The following is a 14,514-nucleotide window of genomic DNA, read 5'->3' on the forward strand; positions in this document are numbered from 1 at the left end:
AAGCGAGCGGCAATTATTATTATCGGGAAATAAGGAGCTGGACAGTCGAACGAGAACTGCCAGCGCCAGAGCGTTGGCTTTTTAGTTTCAGGGACAAAATTCGAATCGCGGTTTCGCCGGGCACAACCAGAGGACGATCATGACTGACAAATACCCACTTAATTTGCCGCAAACGGACTTTCCGATGAAGGCAAACAGTGCCACAAGAGAAGTTGAAACGCAGAAATTCTGGGACGAAAACAAGGTTTATGAAAAGAGCCTTGAAAAGAGAAAAGCGTCCGACAAGTTTGTGCTGCACGACGGACCTCCTTACCTGAGTTCAGCCAAGATCCACATCGGCACGGCGCTAAACAAGATTCTTAAAGACATCGTCACCAAGTACAAGGCGCAGAGAGGCTTTTACGCCCCCTATGTGCCTGGTTACGACAGCCACGGTCTGCCGATCGAAACAGCGGTACTGAAGGAAGTTAAAGGCGGCAGAGCGGCGCTCACGCCTGTTGAACTGCGGAGACGCTGCCGAGATTTCGCCCTTGGCAATTTGAAAGGTCAGGAAGCTAACTTCAGACGCCTGGGCGTTTGGGGCAATTGGGCAAACCCTTACATCACGCTCGACAAGAAATTCGAAGCTGCGCAAATCCGCGTATTCGGAAAAATGGCGACAGCCGGCTACCTGTACAAAGGACTGAAATCGGTTTCCTGGTGCCCAAACTGCGAAACAGCTCTTGCAGAAGCCGAAGTCGAGTACGCCGATCATGTCTCCAACTCTATCTACGTCAAGTTCAACGTTGATGAGAATTCCCGGGAGAAACTGCCGAGCTTTGTTCCATCAGGCGCAGAAGTAAACTTCGTAATCTGGACGACGACACCGTGGACGCTACCAGCGAACCTCGGGGTAGCCTTGCATCCTGAATTCGAGTATCAGTTTTTGCAGAGCACCAGTGATGGTGTGCTCGTCGTAGCAACACAGCTAAAAGACGATTTCGTCAACAAAGTCGGTCTCGATGCGTCCAGCTTGAAGTTGCTGGGCACTGCTAAAGGAAAAGAGCTTGAATTCGTACTGACACGACACCCATTCATGGACAGACCGAGTATGGTCATCCTGGGCGAGCACGTCACAGCAGAAGCAGGTACTGGTGTTGTGCATACAGCGCCAGGACATGGTCCTGAAGACTTTGAAATCGGGCACAAATACAAATTGGGAGTTCTCTCTCCAGTTGATGGTCGCGGCATATTCACATCGGAAGCCGGCAAATTCGCCGGTGAACGTTTCGACAAATCCAATCTTCCCATCGTCGAGTACTTGAAGGAACTGGGCAAACTCCTGCACCACTCAACCTACTCACACAGCTATCCGCACTGCTGGCGGTGCAAAAAGCCACTCATATTTAGAGCCACCGAACAGTGGTTTGCCTCAGTAGATGGATGCAGGAAAGAAGCCCTGGCAGCGATAGACACGGTGCAGTGGATTCCGGCATCTGGTCGCAACCGCATCTACACGATGGTCGAGAATCGCAACGATTGGTGTATCAGCCGCCAGAGAGCCTGGGGTGTTCCAATCCCGGTCTTCTACTGCAAAAACTGCGGTAAACACCTGATGACCGCTCAGAGCATCGAGCGGGTCGCTGCCGTATTCGCAGTTGAAGGAAGCGATTCATGGTGGGAGCAGGAAGCATCGCATTTCCTGGGCGGCAATTTCCCCTGCGCCACATGTGGTGGCACCGAGTACACCAAAGAGACAGATATCATGGATGTCTGGTTTGACTCAGGCTCAACGCACGCTGCCGTGCTCGATGCCAGAGAGGATGAATTACGCGGTTCGCCGTGCGAGATGTATCTGGAAGGAAGCGACCAGCACCGCGGCTGGTTCCAATCGTCCTTGCTCACATCAGTAGCAACGCAAAATCGAGCACCATACAAAACTGTACTGACTCACGGTTTCGTCGTTGACGAAAACGGCAAAAAGATGTCCAAATCGGTGGGCAACGTTGTCGACCCTGATGACGTGATCAAGCAGTACGGCGCCGATGTGCTGCGTCTCTGGGTGGCATCGGTCAACTACACAGACGACATACCGATCGGTAAAAACATGCTCGCTCAGTTAGCTGAGGTCTATCGCAAACTGCGGAACACCGCCAGATATCTGCTCGGCAACCTTTATGACTTCGACCCGGCAAAAGACAGAGTGCCACTCAGTGAGCTGTCGAAGTTGGATGCGTTCGTTCTGCATCGCCTCTACGAACTGGTCACTGGAGTAACCGAAGACTTCGATCGCTACGAATTTTTCAAGTATTATCAACTGCTTCAAAACTTCTGCGTCGTCGATCTTTCCAGCTTTTACTTCGACATCGTCAAGGACAGGCTCTACGTAACAGCTCCTAAATCTGTTGAACGCAGAAGCGTGCAGACAGTTCTCGAGCAAGTGTTGCAGGTACTGGTGCGTCTGCTCGTGCCAGTCACGCCGCACTTAGCGGAGGATATCTGGCAACATACGCCCGAGAGATTGAGAAAAGCCAGCACCAACGATATGAGCGTCTTGCTTTCCGACTTCCCAGTGCCCGATGTGAAGGAGCACAATCAGTTCCTCGATGATTTCTGGACTGAGGTGATACCGGTGCGCAACACTGTCAACAAGGCGCTTGAACAGGCCCGGGGCGAAAAGAAAATCGGCAAATCTGTAGAAGCGAAAGTTTTACTCCACTTCGATAAACCCGAACTGGCGGAGAAAGTTGCTTCTCTTGGAAAGACACTGCCCTCGATATTTATTGTGTCGCAGGCAGAAGTCACCAATGCATCTGATTCGAATGGCACAAACGGCGGCAACGGCAAGGAACACGCCCATGCTCCGCTTGCTGAAGTGAATGAGAATGGGGTGAAGGTGACTGTGCTCAAAGCCGAGGGCGAAAAATGCGCACGTTGCTGGAAGTATTCCACCAAAGTCGGAGCAGACAAAACCTACAGCGATGTCTGTGACGAATGCGCCGATGCGTTGCCACAGTTCGCATAGAAATTGGCATAGATCACAGATCGCATAAACAGATCACAAAATTAGACGAACAAGCTCAGCAATGATATAGTCGACAGGCTATCGATTTGCGGCATCGCCGTGGAACTATAAGCGTTCATACAACCCCGGGTGGAGACTACTTCCAAATGCTCAAATATTTAGCTTCCGCAATTGCAATCACCACACTCTTATTCAGCCCGATCGCTGCTGACGCCCAGGGAAAAGCCACAAAGTATGTACAGCCTTTCCAGTGTACGAACGGCGCTGGTGACACATCTTCCTCCGCATTTCTCAGCATTCCTGGTCGCTTCCCATTGCAAGTGATAACGGATGGGACGAATGGAACTTTTGACAATCTCGGAGCTGTCATAGTGGTTCCCACCGACACGCCTGCAAACACGGTCTCATTTCAAGTGATACCGAATGCAACACTACCGTTTTTGGACATTGCCATTCTCGGCACATGGGCTCTTCCCACAGGCGAAACTGGAGCTTTCAACAGCGGCAACATTGCCAATTTCATATCCGGCAATCAGGCTAAAAACAAGAATCTGCAATACACGTTCAATCTGCAGAACTTCGTCAATGGATTCGGTAACGCTCCAGCCGGTTCAACAATCACGAGCCTGTTTGTAAATGTGGAAGTGCTGCACAGCGCAGGCAACAAATCAGGCTCAGTGCTGCTCGATAATTTCTTCGTGAACGGGCAATTGATTCCAGTCAAAATACCGCAATCTGCCGGTTGCGCACTGCCCTTCGAACGATAGAGAGCGAACCACGCTTTTCTACAACTTCCCTTTCCGAATCTATAGTCCGAAACAACTCTAGATCATACAGGGCGTTTTCCTAACATGGAAAACTCCCTTTTCTTCGTCTAACGAACTTAGTTGACCAGTTGCGTGCACTACAGCGCGGACACACTTGCTTGAGTAGTTGGTATCAATATTTCCGTCTTCAACTCACTCTCGGGTGTTATGTACGGATCGTTGACGTAATTTTCCAGGTAGAAATTGTCCGATGTTTCAAGGCGCGACTTCTTAACGATCTCAAACACTCGGCCGCAAGCTTTCGGCAACTGCATATACGAACCGGTCAAAACAAATCGCAGGTAAGATCCGCCTTCAAAATATGTATATCTGACAGGCTCCGGCAGAGAGAGAGTCGGCTTTTCTGCAACTGCGAAACCGGCTCGATAAAGTTGAGACTCCACTTTATACATTGAAAAAACGCCAGTAATCGAACCGCCGAGGCTAGCGATCGCTTCTTTGAATTGATGTATCTCTTGCCAAGCTTTTGGTGCCGTTTCTTGAAATGGACCAATTTTCTCTATATAGACGTAATGCGTAGCAGGAAAAATTAGAGAATCATACTTCTCATTAAGGCCCAGGCCCATTCGATACACCTCGACAATATCGGCTGTCACACGGGATCTTACAAAGGATCATAACATCGCCTTATGCCGAAACGGCTCAAGAATGAAGCGGACTGATACGGTATCATTGCCAGACGGAAGCCGTTGGTTATTGAAAACCACGTCATGGTTCAGGGCTCAGAAGCTGCGTGAAAGCGCGGGACTCAGGAGTAACACGTGTTAAAGAAACTGATTGCGACAATACTTGTCTTGACTGCCTCTGCTCATGTAGCTGTCGGAGCCGCAGATAAAGCACCTCCAAAGAAGCCGCCACCGCCAGATTACTTTCCACTTCGTGTCAATGACTGGTGGAAATATCAGTCAACTACCGGTGAAGGCAAGGTCACGAAATTCGACACGAAAGTAATCAGCGCAGAAGTGCGCGAAAACGATCCCGACAAAATCGTCATCTATCGTGTTGATACGACCACTCCAACAGCGATCCATGACTGGTACTCAAAACAGCAGGGCTGGGTGATGCGCCATAAGGAACAGTATGGCGATAACGAAAAAATGGTTGTGGATTATGATCCGCTTTATCAATGGACTAAAAACCCACTCGTCAATGGCGACACCTGGACCTGGACGGGAAAAGGCATGATGGGCGTGAACATTGAAGACAATGCAACAGTCTCGGGACCGGAAGAAATTTACGTACCGGCAGGGAAATATAACTGCATGAAAGTTGTCACCAAGGTGAAACAGGGTGGCAGCGACGTGACCAAAACTTACTGGTTTGCCAACTGGATAGGTCTGGTCAAATCAGCAACTCAGTCAGGCCCCGTCGGTTCAGTCACTGAATTGCTCGATTACAGCTTCAAACACCCGCCACCACCTAAGAAGAAACCGTAACCGCAACTTCTTTTGAATCAGCTCTGACAGGCTGATTGAACTTTTCCTTCAACCGAAGAAACGGACTTTCCAAATAGCGCCAGGAGAGTCTGGCAAGCACGTATGTGATTGAAAGCCCCATAACCCAGCACGCCGCCACATACGATACTCTCGACTGTATATGGAACACAAGTCGGCAGATCATTATCGACGAGAGTATTGATGCGACGTGAAAAATGTACATACCGTAAGTAAGTTTGCCAATGTGCACTAGCAGCGGTGCACGGAAGAACTTCTGCACCGGCGCAAACGACAGAGTAGAAAGTAAAAGCGAAGTCCAGGCCACAGCAATCACACTGAATACCCAAATCAAGGAGATGTCACAGCTCTCCATTCTAGGTGCGAAAGCCAACACTGATAAAATGGAAAGCAGCGAAATACAAAACAATCCAATTTGCACGACACGATTATTCTGCAACCACTTGCTATGCGACTGCCAGAAAAACGCAGCCAGGCAGCCACCCAAAATTGAATCCATTCTCGCCGGTCCGTTCATGTAGATGGCAAAATAATTCTTGGGAAAGAAAGAGAACATTGAAGCTCTAATTATGACACCAGCTATTAGTGCCACCACGAGCAATGCGACGAGGACGCGAGTGCTTTTGAAAAACGACATCAAACTGCCCCAGAGCAGGTAGAACTGCTCTTCTATGCACAGACTCCAGAGGGGATTGATTATGCCGACCAGCTCGCCGTGAAACATGATTGCGTAATTTCCAAGAAAGACAAAAAATGCCAGCCAAAAATCGCCGCTGGTCGTCAATTGCTCATGGCTGAGCGGAATTCCGACCTTCACTTGCAACGCGGTAACTAACGGATAGATGACAAAATAGGCCAGAGTCAGATAAGTGATATAGAGCGGCCAGATGCGCAAAACGCGCCTGGTCAGAAAATTCTTCAAACTGACACTATCACAGCGTTTTCGCTCACTCAATAATAGTGACGTGATAAGAAAAGCGCTCATAACGAAAAACAGATCGACGCCAGTCCACCCCCACTGCAAGAGCTTCTGATCAAATGCAGACAGGAAATTGAGAACAGCGTTATGCCCGGGACTCTGCCTCAAAAATAGCCCGGTCGTGTGACTGTAGAAGACCAGAAAGAAGGCGAGCGCGCGTAAACCGTCTAGCTCGGTCCACCAGATCTTCGAAGCTGGCACTGCCTACTGGACCCGCTGTTGTTGAAGCTGCTGGAGACGCTGCTGGTGGCGAGCACGAAAACCAGTCTCTGGCTGGTTTTGAGCACTGGACTGGCTTTGACTCCTGGCATGGTTCGGAGACTGCCCGGCGTTGTTCGTCTGTGGTTGCCCTGGCCCGGCGGGCTGGGCCTGCGAACCGGGCGAGACCTGCGAAGGCGGTTGTGACTGCGGCACTCCAGCTGGCTGCTGCCCCTGTACACCTGGTCCCGGCTGCGGTCTGGCAGGATCAGCGGACGGAGTCACATTTTGATTCTGCAACGTGTGCGGCAACCACGGGCTCGATGGAGGTGGTGGCGGAGGTTGCACCGGTCTGGGAGGCGCCACGACTTTCTGTGCCACGTTTATCCGCTTCGGCGGAGGCACATAGCGGCTGACGAACAGCTGGAAAGCAGGAGCCCACATCTGAGCAGGCATGTTGTGAGCAGCCGTGGGCAAAATAACAAGGTCATTCTTCACGCCCTTTGCGTCAAGCCGTCTGTGAAACTCGTTTGCTTGCTCATACGGGATGATCTCGTCCACACCGCCGTGAATAATTAGCACAGGTTTCGAATGTTCGTTGGCGTAAGTAACAGCACTTGCGTTCAATGCCGCCGATTGATTTTTCAAAGGTGGACCACCAATCAATGCTGCTATCTGCCCTTTCGGACTGGCGAAAACGACCTGTCCAGGCGATGCATGATTGACGTGTGCAACGATAGAGAGAAGGTTAACAGGACCACTCACATCAATCACACATTTGACAGCTTCTTTGCCTGGATAATCCTTGGTAGACATCAGCGCGGCCAGGTGAGCACCAGATGAGATACCACAGACGATAATATTATCGGCCGAATATCCGTACTTGGCTGCATTTTCTCTCAGAAAAGTGAGGGCGCTGACGCAATCATCCCACTGCGCCGGCCACCTGGCCACCGAAGTAGGACGCATGTTGATCGTGGCGATCGCATAGCCTGTTTGCATGAAAAATGGTGGCACATCCGATTTGTCACCGGTCAGCCATCCTCCCCCGTGGATGTAGAGGATCAAAGGCGGCGACACTACATTAGGTGGCACAAATATATCGAGCTTCTGATGGACGGTTCCTTTAGCTACGTAAGGAATGTCTTTCATCGATTCGGCTGCCTGGGCAGACAATCCACACACCCAGAGAAGCAAAAGAGTTAAATACGGTAAATATTTCTTCAGAGTTCTATACCAATACAATCTGCTGAATTGGCATTTTAACACAGTTGTTGAGAAGTAAATTCCCAAACTAGGCTGCTTGTCTCACGACTTTATCTAATCGTTGCAAATCAGATGCAGATGCACTGCTATCAGACTTTGGAACGATCAAACGCACCGCATCCGGTACTATTTCAACATGCATCGGCGTACTGCCGCAGCGGTCGCCGTCCACCATGGCAGTTGCGTGATCCGTCAGTGCAGGCGAAAAATCGGGCTTTAGCATGAGAAAATTTTTGATTCGGCGAGCCCAATGGTGCACCGGAAACTTCAGGTGAGAAGCGGCTAATACATCAATATCTACAGATTTGATTTTTCGCACGAGATAGGGTGGCTCGCCAGGTGGCAGAATTCCAAAAATATTCCAGGCGGCAAAACGCCAGGTAGTGCGCCAATAGTCCCGAATCGACTTCGGATTCATAACAATCAAGTCGAGCGTGCCGTTGTTCAACTGGCTGTAGTCAAAATCATTACCGATACCCATTTCGCCAATAGTAGTAATGAAGACACCGGAGGCAGGCATCACCTCAGGCTCCGCTCCATCTATAGAGATCTTGAATGCACGCGGTCCGCGCGCCATACTCTTGAGCAAAGGCAACACATAGACAAAAAGCCGCCAGAAGCGCTTGTGACGCTGACGGGGCACTGTCAGCGCATTGGCGATCGGTCCCGTACCTGCATCGACGGTAAACCAGTGGTCATTGAGCTTACCGAGGTCCATCGAAATCACCTGACCATTCAGGATAGTTTCCAGCGCCGGATAGAGCACATCGCCCTTAAGTCCACGAGGATAAATACCAAGGTTGTGAGCAAGCAGGTTGCCCGTTCCGAAAGGAACAATGCCGACTCTAGCCTTGCTGTGCAGCTGAGCTACCGCCCCCAACACGACACCTACAGTGCCGTCGCCTCCACACGCTATGACCAGGTCGAACTCCCCCATGTCAGAAGCGAGCAGCTCCTCGGGGGTGATGCCTGGCGTTGTTGCCCGCACAGTGACCATGTAATTCTTGTCTTCATGCAATCTTCTAACAATCGCACCAAGACGCCTGTCGAGGTCGCCAACTGTGCCGGAAGCCGGATTGTAAATCACCAGTGCCTGCTTAAGTTCGGTCATCAGCCACACCTCATTTTTGCTGTAGAGATGACATCGGCTCAGTCAAGAATGTTCCGCGCAGCAGTTCCATGAGGTAATCTAGAGTTCTTGGGGCTTTCGTTTCTTCTGGATTTAATGTGAAAGACTCGTCCGAAGTGCCCATTAGAAACTTCCATAAAGTCACGGAATGGCTGTATAGAGGCGGCCAGCCTGGCTCTGATGGCATCAAAGCCCTGTCAGAGATGGGCGTGCGTACCGTCATTTCTCTTCGCTGGGGCAAGAGAACCATAGAAACGGAACGAGCATATGTCGAAGCCGCAGGAATGCGCTTTCTCAGCATCAGGCTCAACTATTGGAATCTGCCAACTCAGCAAATAATTGATGAATTTCTGGCGCTAGTGGACCATGAAGCCAGCCGACCAATATTTGTACATTGCTTGCATGGAGCCGATAGGACGGGACTTTTGATCGCCATTTATCGTATGGCGAAAGAAAACTGGCCGGTCGAAAGAGCTTATGCTGAGATGAAACAGCACGGTTTTCATCGTTTCAGAATTCGCAATTTCAAATGGATGCTCTGGAAATACGCACGCCAAGCCAAAGAAGATGGCGCAATCAATTAGCAATCAGCTTTCAGAGACGGCGCCATCAACTAGCGTCAGCTGTCAGTGGACGGAGCAATCTACAAAGAAATCGCATTCGGGTCTAGTGAATTTTATATGGCGCCGCAGAAAGCGAGAATTTATCTAGTTCCTCGCCGTCTTCAGAAATTTGCTTGAAGGTTAACTTATCGCCGTCCACATCAACCAAACTGAAAGAATGGGTGCGAGCGATAAATTTATCAGTAAATGGCTGCCATTTATCGGGTGTCGTCGCAATCTGACCACCACTGAGAGCGGCACCGCCACCGCCTGTGGTTATATAAACGATCTCTCCGGCGTGAGCAGGTTTACCCCCAGCGGCGAACTCCGTCTCACCATTAACAAGTCCCTTAGAATCCATGATACCGGGCTTGAAGTGCAGCGGAAAAGTGCGCTGATAGTTATGAACATGACCACAAAAAACCATACGCACATCGTGTTTCTCTAAGATATCTGAAATTAGCCGCATGCGCTGCTCTGAATAGTGGGTGCGGTCAGAGTTGAATGCCGTCTGATGATAAAGAACAAAACGCCACGTCTTATCTTTGCCACCAGAAAGAGCATCGTCTAGCCATTTTCGCCACTCTTTATTCGACCAGTCCATGTAATGGTCTGCATCCAACATAACAAAGCGCGCATTGCCGAGATCAAAATAAAATGTCGTCATGACAGGATAATTCGCGCCTGCCGCCGCCTTGAACCGCTCTTGCCGTTCCTCATTATGCAACAGCAAAGGAGTATTGGGCTGACCGAGTTTACCGGGTCCGTTCAAGGGCTGCATCCACTCGTAAAAATAAGCCAGTGAGTCGGGAAACACAGACAAATCACGAACATCGAAGAAAGATGCCTTAGCAATATCATGATTGCCAGGCACCGCGGCCATCAGTGTAGAACGCATCAATGGTGCGCCCTCCTCAGGTGCCGAATGGTCATTGTTGTACACCGGAAAAAAGTGGTGCATGTATTCGCTGGCCCGTCCATCCGTATAAACTATGTCGCCTGTGATGAGAATGAAATTGGGTTTGGCGCGGCTCAATTGATAGGCTACTTTCCTCTGAGCGACCGTATCGGCACCACAGTCTCCCATGACTGCAAACTTGTAGTGCTCCTTATCCTCTGCTCTTTCAATCGCGTGAGCAGAGAAGACTTCTTTTCCACTCTTGGTCAGACGGTAGTCGAATGACTTAGTACCAAATTCGGTGACATCGACATAATTCAATTGAATTGGTTCAATTGAATCGACTGTCAAAAGTCGATGTTCCACTTGCGGACCTGGAATCCAACTCGTTCCGTCTTTCACTTCAAGCTTCCAGTCATCCTCTTGCTGTCCGGCAACCTGCCAGACAAGGGCTAAACCACCCTTTGAACCAAGTTGAAGGTAGGGCTTAGCGACAAAATCACCAGCTGCAACTCTCTTGTAATCGGTACGCTGACTGGCAACCCACCCAACCACTCCAAACAATAAGAGCAACAAAACTAAAACTGCGACGGGGTTAGCTTTGGATTTGCTTGCCAATTTGATTAATTCCTGTGCGTGCAATTCCCACTGATTCCCCCCAGGAGCCGGGGGCGAGGGATAGTATAGTGAAGGAAGAGGAGATCTTCATGTCAGGCGAATCAGGTTCCAACACATCAACCGGCGATGCAATGCACGGTCAGGCGTCAGAGACGATGCAGGGTCATGTTAACAGCATCAAGGCGAAGTTGGGATTAGACAACGAGAATAGTTTGCTCGGCAAACTGAAAGCCCACACCCGCCGAAAGTTGTCAGAGTTGGAGGCTGCGAGAGCAGCGGGCGTAACCGCCGTTCCTGGAAGTCCAGACTGGCAAGCGGCTATGAAACCGGAGTCATTCAGTAAAGGTTTTATCAGGGCGAACAGAACTCAATTCCTGGTCACCGCAAGCATTTTCAGCCTCGGTCTTTTCTGGCTTCTCGTCATCAGATTTGTCCATCACAGCGACAACGTAAAGCAAACTGGAAACAGTGAAGTGGCGCAGAAAGCTCTGGCCGCACAACAAATGAACAACGGTTTGTCCCCTACCTATCCGACAACCTCTTTTGGAGTGCCGAGCGGCAATGCAGGCTGGCAAAATGGTGGATTTGGTGCGCCGAACCAGAATCAACCGACCGCCCAGACTCAGCCTTATTCACAACCGCAATCCCCTTTACAGTCCACGGGTCAGGCCGCAGTTACCTCGCAAACTGGCGCTCCGTTACCGATTGGCACATCCGTGCCGCAAGTGTATTCTCCGTACACGCAACAAGCCCCTGGACAAGGCTATACGCCAATGCAAGCGCAAATGCAGCCACCGATGCAAGCGCAAATGCAACTACCTATGCAAGGGCAAATGCAGTTGCAGCCAATGTCTACCTACCCTCAGGCAAGGGGCGGGTATCCGCAAGCGACTCCAACATATTCACCAGCAGCTCAGACCGGTGGTCTTTATCCGATGAGGACGCACGCCGCAGCCCGTCATCAAGTCGTTGTCAACCGCTAGCAAGTTACCGGCGAAACTCAGGTGTGCAGCTCTTTCCGCCGAATAGCTTCGGCAAGTAGAGTAATAGCTACGGTCGCCACAATCATCAACGTAGACAGAGCATTGATTTCAGGACTGACACCAAATTTCACAAGACTGTAGATTCTCAAAGGCAAGGTCGTGCTGCCGACGCCGGCCGTAAACTGAGTGATGACAAAATCATCGAGCGAAAGTACGAAAGCGAGCAAACAACCAGCGATAATACCAGGCATCAAAAGTGGTAACGTGACTCTAAAAAATGCCATCACGGGCGATGCGCCAAGGTCCTGCGCCGCCTCTTCCAGTCTTTTGTCCATTCCTTCCAGGCGTCCCATAACGGTAAGGGTGACATAAGCCACGCAAAACACTATGTGGGAAACGATAATTGTTGACAGGCTCAGATTCACCCCAAGAGCCACAAACAAGATCAGAGCAGCTACAGCCATCGCGATCTCAGGAATAAGAATGGGCAACATGAGCAACCCACGAAATGCGCCTTTACCGGCGAAGTGCTGGCGCGAGAGACCAACTGCCGCCATTGTTCCCATGATACCGCTGACGGTGACAGCAGAAAGGGCGACGATGATGCTATTGACCAGCGCAGAAAGCAGTGTTTCGTCAGACGCCAATTTGGAATACCACTTTGTCGTAAAGCCTGTCCAATGAACAGCCATGCGAGAATCTTCGAAACTAAACAGAATCAAGACGATGATTGGTATGTAGAGAAAGCCGTAGATGAGACAGGCGACTATACTCAACCATCTTGGCTTATTTAGCATGTTTCATTCTGGCAGTAAGAGCCAGCAGTCGACGTTGCATATCATTCATCGGGCTCATGTCACCGCGCTTTGATGCGACTTCAATTCCCTGCTTGTATGTCTCAATAGCATCATCGTTCTGACCAAGTCCCTCATAGGCCTCCGCCAGAGCAACATAGGCAACCGTATGAGTCGACTTGATTTCCAGCGCTTTCTTCAGAAAAGGAACCGCTTCCTCAAATTTTTCCAGAGCAACCAGACAACTGCCAATGCCGTAGTTCGCCAACAAGTCCTCGCCATCGATTTCCAGGACCTGTTTAAACATGTCGAGTCGCTGAGTAGCTTCCTCTATGCGCCGCTTTTTCTCTTCCTCATCCTTCTTGGCTTGAGTAGCTTGCAATGCCGCTTCACGCATTCGAATGCCCAGTGAAATCGCCTTCTCTTCCTCCGCTTCTTCCTTCAATCCTTTCTCGACATAGAACACGGACAAATTCGTATGCGCCATGACTGAATCGGCATTCAACTCGACCAGGGTTTTCATAAGCGCGATCGCTTCATCAATCTGTCCACGTTTATGCAAAATGACGCCCAGAGCTTCATACGCATCTTCGAGCTTCGGATCGAGTTGCAACGCCTCTCGCAGCAGGTCAACAGCTTCCGACGCGGTTGCGTCATCCGCTTCTTTTGTATAGAGACTCAACGCTCGCTCATAGCAGTCTCGAGCACGTTCGTGAGGACTGCGGCTCTTTATGAAGGGCAGAATCTTAATAGTGACCTTATACTGCTCGCCGTTTATATGCGCGTCAAAAGTCTTATCAGGCACACGATAGTCGCGCTTCACAAAGGCAAGAGCGATAGTCGTTTTCAGTGTGGGTGAATAACAATTGCTCTTAATCCAGGCGACGTCACCACCATCGGTGCTGACTTTGCTATCCATTGGAAATTCGGTACGCACGCCACCACCAAGGAGCAAACCAACCAGCCCCCGAGTTGGTGCGCCCTGGCTCTTCACCCGCGCTAACACTTCCTGGCCAAGAAAACAGCCTTTGGTGTAGCTGACCGTTTTTTCTTCCAAGCCGGCTTCAGGAAGAAAATTCAGTTCAGAAAAATCCACACCGTAAATCGGCATGCCAGACTCGATGCGCGCTGTTTCTATCAATTCAGGGCTCAGCTCAACAAGCGCATGCCGGCGGCAAATCGACTCCAATTCGTCGATAACTTTAGGGGCATCATCGTGAGAGACGCAAACAATAAAGCCATCTTCTCCGCACAATGATCGGCGCAAAATCAAAGCATGATGATGGAATAACTTTGTATCGCAAACGTCGTTCTCGAGAAACTCGACCTGAGACTGCGATTGAAGCCCTTCAGCCAGGCATTGAAGAGCTAGAGGACCCTGTATAGCAAAGAAAACAAAATGACTGCTCTCTTCAACGAAGTCCACTTTATCCGCAAACCTGTACGTGTCGAGGTGAAAGAGGATTTTCTCGATCTGTTCCTTTTCAGCCAGAATGCGGTATGACTTGTGCTTTCGATATAGCTGAAAGAAGGCTTTGACATGGGCTTTTCGATCCAAAATACAGGAAAGCTGCGAACTCAATTCCGGCAATTTGGCGACATCGTTGGTCGTCTGAGACTGCAGAAAACGGGTCGCATCAGGTCCATGCACAGCCAGCAGGCCGAGCCCTTCCAGGCGACCGTAAGCTCCAACCTCTCTCAACGTTTGAAGAGACAATTCGATAGATGTTTGCAACATGGCTAATATTCTACTGCTTCGCTA

General features: G+C 50.2%; 12 protein-coding genes. 5 read left to right on the forward strand and 7 right to left on the reverse strand.

Annotation, left to right across the window (positions count from 1 at the left end; translation table 11 throughout):
- Positions 1-139: 139 nt before the first annotated feature.
- Both EKK48_24940 and EKK48_24945 read left to right on the forward strand, forming a co-directional pair.
- Entirely contained in the window at positions 140-3,004 is a 2,865-nt protein-coding gene (locus EKK48_24940) for an isoleucine--tRNA ligase (GenBank protein ID RTL36980.1), read from the forward strand.
- Between the two features lie 146 nt (positions 3,005-3,150).
- Positions 3,151-3,771 (forward strand): hypothetical protein, encoded by a 621-nt coding sequence (locus EKK48_24945; protein ID RTL36981.1) that lies wholly within the window; start codon positions 3,151-3,153, stop codon positions 3,769-3,771.
- Positions 3,772-3,908: 137 nt separating this feature from the next.
- Here EKK48_24945 and EKK48_24950 read toward each other — a convergent pair whose 3' ends face one another.
- A complete protein-coding gene (locus EKK48_24950; protein ID RTL36982.1) occupies positions 3,909-4,397 on the reverse strand; it encodes a GyrI-like domain-containing protein in 489 nt (162 codons plus the stop codon).
- A 195-nt stretch (positions 4,398-4,592) separates the two neighbouring features.
- Here EKK48_24950 and EKK48_24955 point away from each other — a divergent pair, with 195 nt between their 5' ends.
- Positions 4,593-5,267 (forward strand): hypothetical protein, encoded by a 675-nt coding sequence (locus tag EKK48_24955; protein RTL36983.1) that lies wholly within the window; start codon positions 4,593-4,595, stop codon positions 5,265-5,267.
- On the opposite strand, the gene EKK48_24960 is transcribed toward EKK48_24955, so the two are convergent.
- The 3 genes from EKK48_24960 to EKK48_24970 form a co-directional block, all read right to left on the reverse strand.
- On the reverse strand, positions 5,251-6,465 hold the full coding sequence (locus EKK48_24960; GenBank protein RTL36984.1) for an acyltransferase: 1,215 nt from the start codon (positions 6,463-6,465) through the stop codon (positions 5,251-5,253). The genes EKK48_24955 and EKK48_24960 overlap by 17 nt on opposite strands.
- Positions 6,466-6,468: 3 nt before the next feature.
- Positions 6,469-7,638 (reverse strand): hypothetical protein, encoded by a 1,170-nt coding sequence (locus EKK48_24965; protein ID RTL36985.1) that lies wholly within the window; start codon positions 7,636-7,638, stop codon positions 6,469-6,471.
- A 118-nt stretch (positions 7,639-7,756) separates the two neighbouring features.
- Positions 7,757-8,839 carry a hypothetical protein gene (locus EKK48_24970; protein ID RTL36986.1) on the reverse strand — a complete coding sequence of 361 codons (1,083 nt, stop codon included), beginning with the start codon at positions 8,837-8,839 and terminating at the stop codon, positions 7,757-7,759.
- Positions 8,840-8,955: 116 nt separating this feature from the next.
- On the opposite strand from EKK48_24970, the gene EKK48_24975 reads away from it, so the two are divergent.
- Positions 8,956-9,441, forward strand: coding sequence for a protein-tyrosine-phosphatase (locus EKK48_24975; GenBank protein RTL36987.1), 486 nt, complete (start codon positions 8,956-8,958; stop codon positions 9,439-9,441).
- An 82-nt stretch (positions 9,442-9,523) separates the two neighbouring features.
- On the opposite strand, the gene EKK48_24980 is transcribed toward EKK48_24975, so the two are convergent.
- Entirely contained in the window at positions 9,524-10,975 is a 1,452-nt protein-coding gene (locus EKK48_24980) for a hypothetical protein (protein RTL36988.1), read from the reverse strand.
- 89 nt (positions 10,976-11,064) lie between these two features.
- Here EKK48_24980 and EKK48_24985 point away from each other — a divergent pair, with 89 nt between their 5' ends.
- Positions 11,065-11,958, forward strand: a complete 894-nt coding sequence (locus EKK48_24985) for a hypothetical protein (protein RTL36989.1) — start codon at positions 11,065-11,067, stop codon at positions 11,956-11,958.
- A gap of 17 nt (positions 11,959-11,975) precedes the next feature.
- On the opposite strand, the gene EKK48_24990 is transcribed toward EKK48_24985, so the two are convergent.
- A complete protein-coding gene (locus EKK48_24990; protein RTL36990.1) occupies positions 11,976-12,755 on the reverse strand; it encodes an ABC transporter permease in 780 nt (259 codons plus the stop codon).
- Positions 12,745-14,490 (reverse strand): tetratricopeptide repeat protein, encoded by a 1,746-nt coding sequence (locus EKK48_24995; protein RTL36991.1) that lies wholly within the window; start codon positions 14,488-14,490, stop codon positions 12,745-12,747. The genes EKK48_24990 and EKK48_24995 overlap by 11 nt, the downstream gene beginning before the upstream one ends.
- Between the last annotated feature and the right edge of the window lie 24 nt (positions 14,491-14,514).

This window comes from Candidatus Melainabacteria bacterium, from assembly GCA_003963305.1.
Lineage (GTDB): Bacteria > Cyanobacteriota > Vampirovibrionia > Obscuribacterales > Obscuribacteraceae > PALSA-1081.